The following is a 16,000-nucleotide window of genomic DNA, read 5'->3' as shown; positions in this document are numbered from 1 at the left end:
GCATGAGCGGACCATCGACCGGATTCTCCGAGAGCCGGATTCGCGCCGAGCTGGGCATTGCCGGGCAGGCGCATCTGCGCGATCTCGTCCTGCTGTGCGAAGTCGATTCGACGAATCTCGAACTGGCGCGCAGGCCGGCGGCGGAGCGTCATGCCTGCGCGATCCTCGCGGACGGCCAGAGCGCGGGACGCGGTCGCCGCCGGCGTGCCTGGCATTCGCCGCCGGGCGGCAACCTCTACCTCAGTGTCGGTTGGCGATTCGAGCAGCCCCCCCGTCTGGTGGCGCCATTGCCGCTGGTTTGCGCGGTCATCAGCGCGCGAATTCTGGAGAGCCTGGAAGCGCCGCAGGTGCGGATCAAGTGGCCCAACGACCTGCAAATCGACGGCCGTAAACTGGGCGGCATCCTGGTCGAGTCCGGCGTCTCGGGCCCATCGCGATTCGACGTTATCGCCGGCATCGGAATCAATGTTCGGATGGAAGCCGACCGGCCCGAGGCGCGCGCCATCGACCAGCCCTGGACCTGCCTGGCGGACCATCTGGTCGCGGCGGGCGAGCCGGCATTCCGCGATCGCCTTGCGGGCCGGCTGCTGGGCGGCCTGTTGCAGGGTTTCGGCGACTTCGGCGAGACAGGCTTCGGCCCGTTCCAAACCGATTGGCAGCGGTTCGATGCGCTGCGCGGCCAGGAGGTCCGCGTGAGCGGCGACCAGGAGGCGTTGACGGGCCGGGTTCTGGGCATCACGCCGCAGGGCGCGCTGCGCGTTCGTATCCAGACCCCCGCGGGAGGCACCGAGGTGCGAGAGTTCCTGGCGGGCGATGTCAGCGTCAGACCCCATCAGGAAAATTGATATGAATCCAATTTCGGGTCCGGCGTATAATTGCGGCCCAGCGCTAAACCCCAGTTCTGCAGTGCCGGTATAGCTCAGCTGGTAGAGCGGTGAATTGCCTGTCTTCGGCCATTGCGGTGTTGTCCTGCTTTCGCTTCCCTTCTTCGCGCTCCGCGCGAAACCGGCTGCGCTCCATCAGGACGACTACTTACCTCAGAGCACCCAAAGAGCCGTATAATTGCGGCCCAGCGCTAAACCCCAGTTCTGCAGTGCCGGTATAGCTCAGCAGGTAGAGCAACTGATTTGTAATCAGTAGGTCCCGGGTTCGACTCCTGGTGCCGGCACCATTCCCTCACATTCGGCGGCTTTTCCTCCTGTGCCGCGCCTGATCGCTGTTGCGTTTTCTGCAACAGAATCTAATAAACCTTGTTATTGATAGATCAGACAAGGGTCCGTAATGTTGAGTCGCAATCGCCACCAAATAAGCATGAATTTGAGTATTTGGTGTCGTGCGGCAATTCCATCCATCACAAAAACAACAATTCGCGGTGATCTCGGAGTGCAACGCGTTCAGCGCACCTGAAGTCACGGGCATTGCCACAACAGCGGAAATTTTCGAGAGATGCGCCCACGTCAGCCGGGGTGCTCGAGCAGACGGGTGAACACCCGTCGATCACATAGCCAAGAGCTTGAAACTGAGGAGTGATCCATGAAGTACAGTCAACATACACGTGCGTTCAACAGCAAGTTGTTGAACCTCAAGCCAACCAGGCTGGCCCTCGCTTTATTGCCCGCCAGCATCGGGCTGGCCTTGAGTTCCGCCAGCGCATTTGCCCAGGACCAGCAGACTGAAAGTAACGTTCTGGCGATTGAAGAGGTCATCGTAACGGCCCAGCGCAGGGAGGAGAATCTGCAGGATGTTCCGATCAGTATTTCTGCGTTCACCACCGACGCCATCGAGAAGAACATGTTCGAAGGCGTGGCTGACTATATCAGCGCGACACCGAATGCCAGTTTCATCTCGAATGGCTCGAGGGCAAAGAAGAAGATCAGCATCCGCGGGGTGTCGAGCTTCAGTGGCGGAGCGGACGGACTGGATGACTCCGGTGGCAATACCTTCGGATTCTATGTCGATGATTTCAGCGTTGTGAACAGCACCATCAATCCACCGATCATGGATGTCGAGCGGATTGAGATCTTGCGCGGCCCGCAGGCTACCTACTTCGGCAGGGGCGCGATGGGTGGCGGAATCAGTGTGACGACCAAAAAACCGGATAACGAACTGTATGGTTCCGTCATGCTCGACTACAGCCGCTTCGATACCAAGGATGTCGAAGGTGTGGTCAATATTCCCGTCGTCGAGGATGTGTTCGCGATGCGCGCGAACGTCAAGTACACCAAGTCGGACGGCAATATCAAGAATATCAACGCGACGGGCGGTGGCAACGAGTCCGAGTACAAGTATGCGCGCCTGGCCACACGTTATACGCCCACCGACAATTTGACGATCGATTTCACGCTCTATAGCACGCAAGAGGATGTGGGCATGCGTGAAGGCGTGCCTTCGGGCGTCTTCTCCACATTTGCCGGCGATGTCTTGTACAGCGGCTTCCCGGATCGGAACGGAGACGGGGTGGCGGATCCGGATCCGGACGGCGTCGGGTTTTATCCCGACAATCGAAACCGGGTCAACTTCGATCAACCCCAGAACGTGGGAACCAAGAGCGGCAGTGGCGTGCTGCGAATCGACTATACGACCAATGACTTGTTGATCACGAGTATTACCGGCTACATCAGTTCCAACATCTTCATCAATGGCGATATCGATGGCGGTAGCAGGGACTTCTTCAATGAGTTTCGGGACAACAGGGACCAGAGCTTCAGCCAGGAGCTCCGCATCCAGAACACCAATGACAGCCGCTGGCAATGGACGGTCGGTGGAATTTATGCCAGCGACGAGAAAACGAGGCAGCATTCGACGTTTGTCGGAGCTCAGGAGATTTTTGGTATACCGGAATTCACCGTAATCAGTTCTGGTGACAGTGAGGGTGAGGTCGATACCTGGGCGGTGTTCGGGCAGGTGGATTACAGCATGACCGACGCGTTGACGGTCTCCCTGGGCGCCCGTTATACCCAGGAGAAGCAAAAAACCACTCTGTTCAGCTTTACCGGTGCCCGCGAGGACAGCGTATCCGCCGATGAGAAGTTCACGGACTTCTCTCCCCGCCTGGCTTTCAGCTACCAGGCCCGGGAAAACATCAATTTCTATGGCACGATTTCCAAGGGGTTCAAGGCAGGCGGCGTTCAGGTTCCTCCTTTCCCCACCTTCTCTGACTCGTTCGACGAGGAGGAACTCTGGAACTACGAGATCGGCATCAAGACGGATCTGCTCAATAATCGCTTGAGGCTCAATGCCGCCTTGTTCTACATGGATTGGGACGGCCTGCAGGTCGAATTCGAGCAAACCGGGCTTGATGAAGAAGGCAACCTCGTCATCTTCAATGGTCTGAATAACTCGGAAAGTTCGACATCCAAGGGTGCGGAGTTGACCCTGACTGCCTTGCTGTCGGAAAACCTCGTCGCCAATCTCAGCATTGGTTATCTCGATGCGGAGTTCGACGAACTGACGCAGTTCCTGGATGGAGAGAACCGGGTTTTCGACGGGAGGACGATTCCCCGTTCGCCGAAATGGACCGTGGCTGCTGATGTCGAGTATGGCTTCAATGTCAGCTCAAACCTCGATGGCTATGTGCGTGCGGAGTGGAGATATCGCGACGATTACACTGCCGAGACCAACGCGTTTCTGCGGCCGGAGGGCACTTATCCGTGGTACATCCCCAGTTATGATTTCGTCAATCTTCGGGCGGGTGTAGAACACCAGAACTTCTCTGTTTCCGCCTACGTGGAAAACCTGTTCGACAGTAATTTCTATACCAATGCCTATGAGCACGCCTACACGGGCGGTATGTTCGTCGAACCCTCTTTTCGCACCTATGGCGTGCGCGCAAAGTATGAGTTCCGGTAAGAACGGGATTCCGACCATGCCGTTGTGGTGCGCGCATGAACGTGCGTGACCTCTGATGCTCGAATGTAACTGCAAAGACGCGGCCTCGGCGTTGAAAGAATTTGAAACCAGGGCCGCGCAGGGAGAATGAATGTGAAAAGATTGAATCCGCTCAAGCAGGTGCTTGTCCATTGTGTTTTTGTGACGTGCCTGGTGGCGCTGTCTGCTCAGGCAGTGGCCAATGAAGCGTTTGTTATTGACGGTAGAACGATTCAGCCGGGGACGAAGGAATCCTGGAACATGCAGGCTGGCGAAACGGCTCTCGGGCCGGTTGGCATACCCGTTACGGTAATCAACGGCAAAAGGAATGGGCCGGTTTTTGCCATCACAGGGGCTACTCACCCTTCGGAAGTCACCGGGGTGCTGGCTTCAGCTTTCCTGGCGAAAAAACTGGATCCCAACGACCTGTCGGGCGCGGTCCTGATCGTTCATGTCCAGAACGTGAAGGGCTTCGAGTCCCGCACGAAGTATCTGAACCCGCTGGACAACGTCAACTTCAACAAGGCCTATCCGCTGGAACCTTTGCCGGATACCGTGCATGAAGAAAGGCACGCGATTTACCACCTCGGTACTTCGTTGTCCCACTACATCGCGGAGAAGATCGACGCCGAGTTCATCAGTCACGCCGACTACCATGTAGACCTCCACGGCGGGGAACTGCACGAAGCGATGACGCCGAACATCGAGATATTTCCGCAAGACCAGCCAGAACTGGACAAGAAAATTCGATTTCTCGCCAAGGCCTTCGGCTTTCCGGTCATCTGGGAAACCGCGGCAGGAAGTATCGGTAATCTTCCAAGTTACGGGACCAAGGCCACCAAGCGGACGCGTTCGGGCTCTTCCGGCGCCGCGTTCATGCGCGGAATACCGAGTGTCACCCTGGAAATCGGCAGTGAGGGAACGCTCGCCATGGAAGAGGTTGAAATGGCACTGGGCGGATTGGAAAGTGCCATGGCTCACCTCGAAATGATAGAAGGCGAGAAAGTGCCGCTCGATCATTCGCGGGTGCTGAAAGGCGGTGTTGTTCTCTATGCGAAACGAGCCGGTCTGTTCGTGTCGAACGTCGCCGTCGGTGACGAATTCGCCAAAGGAACGGTGCTCGGAACAACCTACAATCTGGCCGGTGAAGTCGTTGAAACGTTCGTGGCTCCCGAGAACGGCTTTCTGACCAACCTCAATACCCTGTCTACCCTGAATTCCGGCGACATGATGTACGTTATTGCCCATACCGATTAGGCGGGCTTTGCCCGGTTTTGGGGCTTCAAGGAGAGGCTGCACGGTGTTTCGGCACCGTGCAGCCTTTTTTTGTGGACGCCGCGAAAATGCCGTGCCGGCCCTAGTCGTTGAGGGTCGCTTCGCGCTCCGGTTGGTTGCGGCAGGCATAGCCGGCGGTTTCCAGTGAAAACAGACGTTGCAGCTTCACGGTGCCGGTGCCGAGCCCCAGGTCGGTGAGGTCGTAGGTCAGTTCCAGGTGATTGCAGTGCAGGGCGGTCAACGTGGCGCTGCCGACCACCGAGCGTTCGGCTTCCTGGTTGCCCAGAAAGGCGCCGTTGGAGACGAGTTCGATCGGCAGATCGATGGAGTGTGCGCCGATTTGATAAGTGTCGCCGGCCGTCAGCCACAGCAGCTTGTGGTCGGCATCGTAGGTGTACCACGACAGAAACAGGAATTGGGTGCCGTCGGGCAGTTCCTCGAAGGCGAGCACGAAGCCCTGGTCCTGCGCGCCTTCAACCACCCAGTTGCCGGAAAGGCGGCCGTTGAAAGCCAGGCCTTCGGGACCAAGGTCGTCCTCGTAAGCGGGGACTGGAATCACGGCCTCGCGAAAATCGATGAAGTCGAGGGCGTGCAGATCGAAGCCGCCGTTGTACAGTTCCGGAGTGGGCACATTGTTGCCCGCATCCGTGAGTTGCTGCCATTCTTCGAGGGTCGGTCCGTCGATGAAGAAATTCCAGGTTTCGCCCTGGATCATATTGGCGCCGGTGTAAATGTCGCTGTAGGCATTCGGGTCCACGGTCAGGCGCAAGGGGTAGAACTCACCGTCGACTTCCATTTCGAAGACCGGAACCACCGCGGCGCCGCCCGAGATCACGGACATTTCCACCCACATGACCGAGCGCCCCGGCTCGGCGCAGCCCTGCCGGTAGAATCGCAGCCGCACGCTGGAATTCTGTCCGTCGGAAAGATCTCTCAGGGAAAGCAGACCCTCGGAGAATTTCTCGACCTCGCCCCGAACGCCTTCAGGATCGAAATTGACCTGGGTAGCGCAACTCGGGGGATACAGCGAACCCGGATGGCTGATGAAATTTTCCTGGGCCGACACCGGCCCCGACCACACGGTGAGGAACAGGCTGGCGGCCGCCGCCAGGCTGGTGATGAGGCTTGATTTACGCATTACGATAGCCTTCGTTGATCGATGAAGCGCGGAAGTATAGCGAAACTCGACCCGGTGGGGGAGTGGTGACTTGGCAAGCTGTCCATTTTCAACGCGTTCCCGATGATCAATCATCGCGGGCTATTTTCGTGAAGGATTTTCGCCGCGGACGCGGTCCGTACGGTATCCAATCAAACCGAGGTCACAACATGACGCGAACCAGTTATCTGCTCTTGATCACCGTTTTCCTTCAGTCCCTGATGATCGGCGGACTGATGGCCGAAGATTCCGCGCCGAACGGCCGGGGGCAGATCTACGAGCAGGCCGCGGATGTGCAACCCCTGCTGCCGGGGATGAAGGCGCCGGCATTCGAGTTGCGCGACGCCGCCGGAAAGCCCGTCTCCTTTGATCCCGACGCGCTGGCAGCTCCGGCCATCCTGACCTTTTTCCGCGGCGGCTGGTGCCCTTACTGCAACCTGCACCTGGCGGAACTGCGCCATGCCGAAGCCGAACTGGAGCAGATGGGCTATGACCTCTGGTTCATCAGCATGGACCGCCCCGAGCTGCTCTATGCCAGCCTCGAGGATCCGGGCATCGGTTACACGGTGTATTCCGATGCCCGGCTGGAAGCTGTCCGGGCCTTCGGTATCGGTTACCGCATGGATGAGCAAAGCGTTGAACGCTATCGCCAGCACGGCCTCGATCTGGAAGAGGTTTCGGGCGAAAGTCACCACGTGCTGCCGGCGCCGTCAACGTTCCTGGTGGGCACCGACGGTGTGATCCGCTTCCAGTACACCAACCCCGACTACCAGGTGCGACTGCACCCCGATGTGCTGCTGGCGGCCGCCCGGGTCAACCTGGAAGACCAGGATGAACGCCTGAAGCGGGCGAGGAAATCCGGCAAGCAGTAATTTCGGCCCTGGCCCGGGTGCGTCACCAGGTGTCGTTGCCCGGGTCAGGTCTTGAGGATTTTCTCCCAGGTCTTGGCCAGAAGGGCGTTGCTGGTGACCAGTATCAGCAAATCACCCGGCTCGCACAGACCCGCCGGATATTCCACGGAGCGACTGACATCGCTGAAAATCTCGACCTGGGATTCAGCGATGCCCGATGCCAGCAGGCCACGCCGCAATTCGGCCGTGGTGTCGATGCCATCGTCATTGTCATGCCCGGGTACGCCCGAGCACAGGTAATGATCGTAGTGTCCGGCCACCGTTGCCGCCGCATTGCGACAAGCGGCCTTGGAGGCGTTGGGCGAAACTCCGAACCGCAGGATTCTGCGTCCCTTGCAGGGATACTGGTCGGTAAATCGGACCAGTTGCTGTAAACCGTCCGCGTTGTGTGCGTAGTCCATGATGATGTGAAACCGGCCATTGTCATGAACGTTCAGCCGGCCGGGAAGAGACTCGAAACCCATTTCGAAGTTCGCCAGGGCCTGGCGAATGCTGCTCCACTCAAGACCCAGTGCATGCGCTGCTGCGACCGCATGCATCGCGTTGCTGATGTTGTGCCTTGCCGCGCCGTTGAACGTGGCGGGTATGTCATTGACGGCGATGACGGGCGTGACGCCCTCCGCGGAGTCCATCACCAGCCAGTCCTCACCCTCGCGCGTGTCGATGTGGATGATTGGGTCGACGGACGTGGATTTGCCGGCCGCCTTCTTCCGCATCTCATCGGGGTCGGACCCGAAAGTCGACAGATAGAGGGTCCGGTCCGGTAAATGCGGCAGCATGTCCAGGCACAGGGGATCGTCTCCGTTCAACACCACCGAGCCGGTGCAGCGTTCCACAATGGATCGTTTTACGGCGGCCATGTCCTCGACGGTTTCCACGCCGTACTCGCCGAGATGGTCGTGGCTGACATTGGTGCAAATGGCGACATCGCTGTAATCGAAAGCAAAGCCCGCGTGCAACGCCGCTCCACGCGCTGTTTCCAGCACCGCCAGCTCGACCTCGGGATGTTCGAACACCGAGCAGTGACCATGAAACCCTGAATTGTCGCCCAGCTCCTTGAGCTCCTGGTCGAAGTACACGCCGGTGGTCCGGGCCATGCCCACAAACAGGGATTGGGCATGCGCCATGCGCGCAATCATCGTCGACGTGGTGGTTTTTCCATTGGTTCCGGTGACGGAAACGATGGGAATGCGGCAGGGTGTTCCGGGCGGGTACAACCAGTTCAGGTATCCCTCGTAGGCCGCGTCGAGCACTTCGGGATGTGATTGCAACAAGGTTGCCAAACCGGGAGACGGGTCGATGTCGGTGACCAGCCAGTCCGATGCACTCTGTGCCTTTTCTTCGCGATTATCGGCCGCGGACCTGAATCGAACCAGCACGATGCCACAATTCAGCGCCTGGTCGATGCGTCGTGCCTGGGCTTCGGTCCGGGCGTCCACGTCCACGATCCGATCGTCCTGCAATGCGGCAAGCAATTCTCCTCCGACCATCAACAGATCCAGCCGGGGGCCGGTCGTATCCGGCTCGACCAGGAAGCTGCGGTTGCCGAGGTCGGGCCGTGCGAGCAGCGCATCCAGATCGCTTTCGTTTTCCACCCGCCAGCCCTCGACGCAAGACGGGTCCCGTTGCTGGGGGCGGATGCGCAAGGGGTAGCCCAGCCGGCGCGCCGTGCGCCGTACCCGGATGGGGGAGGCCGCTGGCTTCAACGACGCATCGTCGATGGCCCTTTGTATGCCGAGTTCCGCCAACAGGTTCCACATGGCCCTGCGGTCGTTCATCAGGCTGAATCCCGGACCCGGACGGTTGATGCAGAACAAGCCATCCAGAATGATCCGGTACTGGCTGTGGCCCAGCATGATCATGCCATTGGGCGCCACGCGGAAGCGGGCCGGCAGGGGGCCGTACGGTTCCCGCTCCAGCCGCAGTACCGGTATCCCGCGTGCCCGTGCAGCGGCCATCAATCCCAGGGTTTCGGGCGGCGTTACGAATGGCCGGCACGCGTCGATGAATTCCGCGATGCAGGCCGCCAGGGGTTGCCCGGCATCATTCAGTTTGGGTTGCCAGTGCAGTTGCGGGCATAGTTCAGACACCATGCGCATCGCCAGGTCGCCCGCTTGCTCGCCGCTCGCTATATCGTCATGTTGGAAGATGAAGCGGTAACGCCATTCATCGCTTCCGGGAGCCTGATCCTGCACGAAGTCATGGAATTTCAGGTCATGTCCGGCGGCATTCTGCAGCGCCAGTGCAATCGAGCAGACATAGCCTGCCAGGCGGGCGATACCGGTTTCCCGCTCACCCACTTCTGCCCACGTACCGGCATCGATGACCAGGCCCGACTCGGCCAGCCTGGCGGGCAAGGCTCGTTGCAGCCCAGAGGCAATGTCATCGAACTGATCGGCCTCGCCGGCTTCCGCCGTCAATACCATTTCCATGACCGCCACTTCAGCGCGGCGGCTGGGGCCGAGGGTCGAGATGATTTCTGCAACCTGCACGCGGCGATCCTGTATCTATCCCGGTTTCACAGGCAGCGATTGTAATGTACGAAACAGTGACCGGGCTTTCCAGCGGGGTTTGGATTCCACCGCTTGCAGGTGCGGGAATCGTTGCAGCAGGCGCCCGATCGCGATGCGGGCTTCACTGCGTGCCAGTTTTTCACCCAGGCAACGGTGTATGCCCAGGCCAAAGGCCAGGTGGCGATTGGGTTTGCGCTCGATATCGAAGCGATCCGGCTCGGCAAACTGTGCCGGATCGCGGTTGGCTGCGGAAACAACCGGTGAGATGCGTTCACCGACCTGAATCTGATGGCCGCGGCAGGTTATCGGCTCCGCCGCGACCCGAAAAACAGCCCGTTGAAAGGGGGCTTCGAAGCGCAGCACTTCATTGATCATGCTGTCCAACAGTTCTGGCTGCTGGCGTAATTTCGCCAGTTCTCCGGGGTTCGTCAACAGGCAGTACATGGCGTTACCCAACAGGCTCAAGGTGGTTTCATGCCCGGCCAGGAGCAGCAACATGCACTGGGCCATGGCTTCCTGTGGTGAGCACTTTTGAGCCGCCGAGTCATTCTTCAGACTCTCGATAATGGTTCCCGGGGGCTGGTTCGGACGGGCCATCAATTCTGTAAAGTACCTGGTCATTTCCTGCAGGGCTTCGACGCCGCGTTGACTGGCGACCGGGTCGTTTATCGTGGAGTCGAAACCCCTGCCAAGCGTCACGGTCCAGTCACGCAGCAAAGTGGCATCTTCGATGGGTGTTCCCAGCAACTCGGAAATGACATTAACCGGAAGTGGCTCGGCAAACGCTGCTATGAAATCCACTTCGTCATGCTCCTGAATGACGTCGAGCAATTGATCCACCTGACGGGTAATCATGGCGTCCAGGCGATTGACACCGGCCCGGCTGAAGGGCGTGCTGATCAATGAGCGAAGACGCGTATGATCGGGCGGATCCGAGTACAGCAGCATGTAGTGGAACGCAGTGCGCTGGCTTTCCGGAATCAGGCGTTTGATATCCTGCGGGGCATCATGGGCCTTGCGGAGCAAGTCCTTGACCTCGTCATAACGGGTGAACATCCAGCAGCCACCTGATTTGGCATCGTGCGGGGTTTCCAGCCAATAAGGCGATTCCTGATCGCGCATCTGGCGGTATACCGGGTAGGGATCCTGAAAAAATGCTTCAGTAAACGGGTTGTCGCCGATCATCTGAATTTAGACCTTTCTGGCATGCGGGAGAGACTGTGTGTCAGTGGCTTCAATGTTACCCTTACCGCCCTGTGAAACGCGGTGAAATTGGGTTGTGAAAATTCGCTATGAAAAATAATCTTGACCTGGAACTCAGCCCGGCTGATATCGCCGCCCTGTCGTCGATTTACATCGACCAGGGCATCAAACAGGAAGCCTGGGAAATTCAGGCCGTTAAGTTCAGCGGAAGCATGCTGACGGCTACCGCGAGGATGACGTCTACATTCATCTCTCCGACCGACCCGGACGGTTTCCACCTCACCATATTCTCAACCCAGGAAATCCTCGCCCAACTCGCCAATATCCACCTGCACGTTACCGCCGGCCACAAGACCAAGTGTCGCGAGTCGTGGATGCGTGAATGCCATTTCAATTACCGCAATGTCATTCGCCAGCCCGACAACATCAAGGTCGAGATGGATATGGTATCGCACCGCTGGGCGGGGGATACCCTGGTGGGCAAAGTCAATTGCCGCATGAGGGATGACAACGGCGGCTTGTTCATCGCTACGCTCAAGGGCATGTTGCGTTGATCCTGCGGGTCCGGCTACGCGCGCAATTCAGGTAGAAGCTGGCCAAAGCGGCTGCGTATTTGCCGTTCGCAATCAGTTTCGCTCCTCAGCCGGCCATGCATGAAGCGCTTGTTGTCCAGGATCAACAAATCGCCCGCCTGCCAGCGATACGCCAGGGCGATTTTATCCTGACTGTCGATCAACGCGTTGATCACCGATGTGCCAATTTCTTCGCCGTCACCGAAAAATACCCGGTTGGATGAGCGATGAGGGCGCAATATACTATAATAACTGTACATATATACAGTTATAAAATATCCGCGAGGTTGGCCATGAAGCCGTCATACGTGAACCCCCATCCCAACGATCGAATTCGCCAACTCGCCGATGACATCACCAGCCTGGCCGCCCACATCGACGCCGCCATGTTCCGCTGGCTTAGCTTGCTGGCCGAATTCGATGAAACCGGCGGTTGGGCCGGAGACGGAATCCGGTCGCTGGCGCACTGGCTGAACTGGCAATGTGGCATGAGTCTGGGCACCGCGCGCGAGCGAGTCCGGGTGGCGCGTGCGCTGAAAGATCTGCCCCGGACATCAGAGCAATTTCGCCTGGGCCGCCTGAGTTATTCCAAGGTGCGCGCCATCACCCGCGAAGCCACCCCTGAGAACGAAGACATCCTGTTGCACATCGCCCGCCACGGCACCGCCTGGCACATCGAGAAGATCATCCGGCTGTGGCGGCGCGAACAACGCCTCGAGGCGGTGAAAGATGAGAATCGCCGCCACGCCCTGCGCGAACTGTACTTCCGCACCGACGATGACGGCTCCCTCATACTGCAGGCCCGCTTCACACCGGAACAGGGTGCGGTGGTGCGTCAGGCTCTCGAAGCCCTGCTGGAAACCCAGCAACGCGAACGCCGGGATGTACCCGAGGAAGCCAAACAGGCGGCAGCCCCCGATCCCTTGCAATCGTGCGCCGCGCCAATCGCCTCGCGCCGGGCCGACGCACTGGCCCGGCTGGCTGAAGAATGGCTGCGCGGCGAGGGGTCTGCCTCACCATCGGCAAACGCCCAAGCGGCTCGCACAGGTGGCGATCGCTTCGTGGTCAATCTGCACACCGACCTGGACACCCTGCGTCGCGGCGGTACGGGCACCGAAGCCGAACTCGGTGCGGAGGGAATCGACGCCGTAAAAATTTCCGCGGAAACGTCACGTCGCCTGGCCTGCGACGCCGGCGTCGTGCACTGGCTTGACGCAAAGCCGCACAACGCGAACCCGGAACATCCGCCGGTCGTCTCCGGCCAAATCGCAAACCTTCCGATCGACGGCGGAGTGCGTTGGAAACCGTTGAGCGTCGGCCGCAAAACCCGCACCGTACCGCCCGCGATCCGCCGTGCACTGCAGCGCCGCGACGGCCGATGCCGTTTCCCGGGCTGCACCGCCACCCGTTTCGTCGACGCCCACCACATTCACCACTGGGCCGACGGCGGCAGCACCCACATCGACAACCTCGTCCTGCTCTGCCGCCACCACCACCGTCTGGTCCACGAAGGTGGCTTCGGCCTGCAACGCACCGCCGCCGGCGATTTTCACTTTACCACCCCGGCCGGCGCCCGCATCCCGCAAGCCCCCACAAAAAATTCCCGCGGGAACGTTTTCGCCCTGATGGCCGCCAACGCCGCCACGGGTCTGGAAATCACTCCCGCCACCCCCAGGCCGAACTGGGACGGAGGTGGAATGGACGAGGATATTGTGTTGCATGCGTTGTCGCTGCGGCGGCCTGAAGCAAATGGCTGAAATCATTGCGCGGCAACAAGCTACGCGTGGCGCATCAAGGGGACGCTATGTTCGGCAGGATGGTGGGCGATACTGGGCTTGAACCAGTGACCTCTGCAATATGACTGCAATTCTATGGTCAATCCCAAAAACCGTTCCAAGCGCTAAGGCATTGTGGTATCGTGATTTTTAGGCCATGCAAGGTCATAGGGGAATTTCGGAGACAGGTATTTTTGCACCCCGAGAGCACCCCGAGGCCGAGAGTTACAGATGCCCAAGCGCTCCAACGTCTACATAGACAAGAAAGTCATCGACAAGGCGAAGCCACGCGCCAGCCGCTACGAAATTCGAGATTCGGCCCTTCCGGGGTTCATGCTCCGCGTTTCCCCGAACGGCTCCAAGCTGTTCTATGTCCAGTTGGACCGCAGATTGAAGCGGCGGATTGGTGACGCGGCGGTCCTTACGATTACCCGAGCCCGAGAGTTGGCGCTGGACAAGCTGCAGCGCTATGAAAAGGGCGAGAAAATAGAATCCCGCCTCGACAGGAAATACACCCTGCAGGAGTACATCAAGAAGGCTTTCGGCCCGTGGGCCAAGCAAAACCTGAAACGCGGGGACGAGAGCGAAACGCGGCTGCTGCGCGTCTGTGAGCCGCTACTGGCGACGCAACTGGACGATTTGACCGAAATCCAGATTGAGCGATGGAAGGCAAGGCGCGCCAAGTCAGGGCTTTCCCCGTCTACAGTCAAGCGTGACTTGGCCGAACTCAAGTCGGCACTCAATAAGGCCGTCAAGTGGGGCTATGCGGCAGAGAATCCCGCCAGAAACGTCAAGGTAAAGGCCGAGAAGCACACCCGCGTCCGTTACCTTTCATCTGATGAGCGATCCCGCTTACGGGCCGCCTTACGTGCCCGCGATGCCGAAAAGCGCGAAGGGCGGGAGTCAGGCAACGAGTTCCGACGCAAACGGGGGTATGAAGAACTCCCCGAGCTGGGCGAGTTTGCTGACTACCTGCATCCTCTCGTCTTGCTGCTCATGAATACGGGGCTGAGACGCTCTGAGGCTTTGTCTCTCCGCTGGAATCAGGTTCACCTAGGGTCGAGTGCCAGGCTGACCGTTTTGGCGGCTCATGCAAAATCTGGCAAGACCCGGCATATCCCCCTGAACTCTGGTGCCGTTGATGTGTTGACGCGGTGGGGCGAGCAAACCGGAAAGGATGGCTTGGTCTTTCCCAGTGCGACTGGGGGTCAGATAACGACCATTAAGACGGCTTGGGGCAAGCTGATGAAGAACGCCCAGCTGGAGGATTTTAGGTTGCATGACCTTCGCCATGATTTCGCCTCTCAACTCGTCATGAATGGCATTGATCTGTATCGCGTTAAAGAACTGCTTGGCCATGGAACCATAGAGGTTACACAGCGTTACGCACACCTCGCACCCCATACACTTGCAGAAGCAGTCGAGGCCATAGCGTGAAACGCCAAGGGGACGTTGGCCTTCATCCTGAAGAGGTGGCTCAGACCTCTTGGGATGACAGTCCAGAGTACCGAGCAATTCTAGCGAACATCGTGCGGGCAGAGCGTGGTAAACGGGGCTCCAACTCTTTTACTGAATCCTTGCAAAGTATTGGCGAAAGTATTGGCGCGTCAGCGGAGGAAATAGACCTTATAACCACTGAGGCTCAGGAACTAAAAGAGAGGAACGCAGGCACGTTAGCTCCGTTAATGCTCCGCCTCTTGCAGTACAGGGTGGCGATTTGGCGTGAAATGTTCCGCTCCGGTGAGTTTAACTTGGTGAGAATGACTCCAAAGGAACACAGCAAGAAGCTCGCGGACGTTTCCAAACAAGCTAGCCAGCTATTAGACAGTCTTAGGGCGCTGAATCTGCCGACAAACTTGTTGGCTTATTACGATGAATTATGGCCGCGCGAATTGGAAAGGCTTGAGGCAGTTACTGGCAAGGATTTTGGTACTGTTGAGCTGGCGTTGGCTTGGCGTAGTTACGGCACAAGCATCGATGAATGGCTCCGAACATTGTCGGACAGAGATTGAGTAAAGAAAGTTGCGCCGATCAGCCCACTGAACAAGGCTAGAGTAAGAGACCCGGAACTGAACTACGTCGTCAGGCGCATCGCCAAATTCTTTGTCACCCATTACAGGCAAGCGCTCCCATCCACTATTGAGAAAATTTGCGCTATCGAGTTTCCACATCACTTGGATTAAACCCCGAAGTGCAACGCCACTGATGTGGGAAGAGCGGGCGAGGTGAAGTAGCCTGTGCCGCTCTAACCACCACGTTGGAGTTGCACTATGGCCTTCCATCACCTCACCCTGGAAGAACGTTATCAGATTTATGCCTTTCGCAAGGCAGACTTTTCCATCCGCCAAATCAGCGAACACTTGGGGCGCGCGCCCTCCACGATCAGTCGCGAACTCAGGCGTAACATCAATCGCCGCGGTTATCGCCCCAAGATGGCCCATGGCCTGGCGCGCAAGCGTGGCCGTCAGGCGCGTTGTCGGCGGCGCATCCAGGCCCATCAATGGCGCGGCATCAAACGCCTGCTTGAGCAGCAATGGAGCCCGCAGCAAATCGCCCGGCGCGCACAACGCGAGGGCACCCTGCGCATCAGCCACACCTGGATCTATCGCTACATCGCCTGTGAGCGTGCTGCCGGGGGTCAGTTGTGGCGCCACTTGCGCCACTCCGGGCTGCGGCGCAAGCGCTATCACAACCAAGGCAAACGCAAGCGCCACCTGCGGTTCAGAGT

The 16,000-nt window shown here is 58.8% G+C and carries 13 protein-coding genes and 1 tRNA gene; 10 read left to right on the top strand and 4 right to left on the bottom strand.

Annotated features, from left to right (window positions below):
• Positions 1 to 2: 2 nt before the first annotated feature.
• The 4 genes from V3330_RS16265 (at position 3) to V3330_RS16250 (ending at position 5,124) form a co-directional block, all read left to right on the top strand.
• Positions 3 to 845, top strand: coding sequence for a biotin--[acetyl-CoA-carboxylase] ligase (locus V3330_RS16265; RefSeq protein WP_354696505.1), 843 nt, complete (start codon positions 3 to 5; stop codon positions 843 to 845).
• Between the two features lie 250 nt (positions 846 to 1,095).
• A tRNA-Thr gene (locus V3330_RS16260) sits at positions 1,096 to 1,171 on the top strand.
• A 362-nt stretch (positions 1,172 to 1,533) separates the two neighbouring features.
• Positions 1,534 to 3,849 carry a TonB-dependent receptor gene (locus V3330_RS16255; RefSeq protein ID WP_354696504.1) on the top strand — a complete coding sequence of 772 codons (2,316 nt, stop codon included), beginning with the start codon at positions 1,534 to 1,536 and terminating at the stop codon, positions 3,847 to 3,849.
• Positions 3,850 to 3,981: 132 nt separating this feature from the next.
• Positions 3,982 to 5,124 carry a succinylglutamate desuccinylase/aspartoacylase family protein gene (locus V3330_RS16250; RefSeq protein ID WP_354696503.1) on the top strand — a complete coding sequence of 381 codons (1,143 nt, stop codon included), beginning with the start codon at positions 3,982 to 3,984 and terminating at the stop codon, positions 5,122 to 5,124.
• Positions 5,125 to 5,224: 100 nt separating this feature from the next.
• Here the strand turns inward: V3330_RS16250 and V3330_RS16245 are convergent, their stop codons facing one another.
• Positions 5,225 to 6,280, bottom strand: coding sequence for a hypothetical protein (locus tag V3330_RS16245; protein ID WP_354696502.1), 1,056 nt, complete (start codon positions 6,278 to 6,280; stop codon positions 5,225 to 5,227).
• A gap of 188 nt (positions 6,281 to 6,468) precedes the next feature.
• On the opposite strand from V3330_RS16245, the gene V3330_RS16240 reads away from it, so the two are divergent.
• Positions 6,469 to 7,170: a peroxiredoxin-like family protein gene (locus tag V3330_RS16240; protein ID WP_354696501.1), complete on the top strand. Its 702-nt coding sequence runs from the start codon at positions 6,469 to 6,471 to the stop codon at positions 7,168 to 7,170.
• 44 nt (positions 7,171 to 7,214) lie between these two features.
• Here the strand turns inward: V3330_RS16240 and V3330_RS16235 are convergent, their stop codons facing one another.
• Entirely contained in the window at positions 7,215 to 9,701 is a 2,487-nt protein-coding gene (locus V3330_RS16235) for a Mur ligase family protein (protein WP_354696500.1), read from the bottom strand.
• Between the two features lie 15 nt (positions 9,702 to 9,716).
• Positions 9,717 to 10,907: a cytochrome P450 gene (locus V3330_RS16230; protein ID WP_354696499.1), complete on the bottom strand. Its 1,191-nt coding sequence runs from the start codon at positions 10,905 to 10,907 to the stop codon at positions 9,717 to 9,719.
• 107 nt (positions 10,908 to 11,014) lie between these two features.
• Here V3330_RS16230 and V3330_RS16225 point away from each other — a divergent pair, with 107 nt between their 5' ends.
• A complete protein-coding gene (locus V3330_RS16225) occupies positions 11,015 to 11,479 on the top strand; it encodes a hypothetical protein (protein ID WP_354696498.1) in 465 nt (154 codons plus the stop codon).
• A gap of 14 nt (positions 11,480 to 11,493) precedes the next feature.
• Here the strand turns inward: V3330_RS16225 and V3330_RS16220 are convergent, their stop codons facing one another.
• Positions 11,494 to 11,757, bottom strand: coding sequence for a TauD/TfdA family dioxygenase (locus V3330_RS16220; RefSeq protein ID WP_354696497.1), 264 nt, complete (start codon positions 11,755 to 11,757; stop codon positions 11,494 to 11,496).
• A 33-nt stretch (positions 11,758 to 11,790) separates the two neighbouring features.
• On the opposite strand from V3330_RS16220, the gene V3330_RS16215 reads away from it, so the two are divergent.
• The 4 genes from V3330_RS16215 to V3330_RS16200 all read left to right on the top strand — a co-directional run.
• A complete protein-coding gene (locus tag V3330_RS16215; protein ID WP_354696496.1) occupies positions 11,791 to 13,254 on the top strand; it encodes an HNH endonuclease signature motif containing protein in 1,464 nt (487 codons plus the stop codon).
• Between the two features lie 249 nt (positions 13,255 to 13,503).
• Complete coding sequence (locus V3330_RS16210) at positions 13,504 to 14,709, top strand: site-specific integrase (protein ID WP_354696495.1); 1,206 nt, start codon at positions 13,504 to 13,506, stop codon at positions 14,707 to 14,709.
• On the top strand, positions 14,706 to 15,284 hold the full coding sequence (locus V3330_RS16205; protein ID WP_354696494.1) for a hypothetical protein: 579 nt from the start codon (positions 14,706 to 14,708) through the stop codon (positions 15,282 to 15,284). The genes V3330_RS16210 and V3330_RS16205 overlap by 4 nt, the downstream gene beginning before the upstream one ends.
• 258 nt (positions 15,285 to 15,542) lie before the next feature.
• Positions 15,543 to 16,000: helix-turn-helix domain-containing protein (locus tag V3330_RS16200; protein WP_354696493.1), on the top strand; the 458-nt coding region annotated here is incomplete at its 3' end.

It is taken from the genome of Elongatibacter sediminis (genome assembly GCF_037892215.1).
Classification (GTDB): domain Bacteria; phylum Pseudomonadota; class Gammaproteobacteria; order Xanthomonadales; family SZUA-36; genus Elongatibacter; species Elongatibacter sediminis.
The sequence above is the reverse complement of the archived record's forward strand: the minus strand, read 5'-3'. Positions and strand labels throughout refer to the sequence as shown.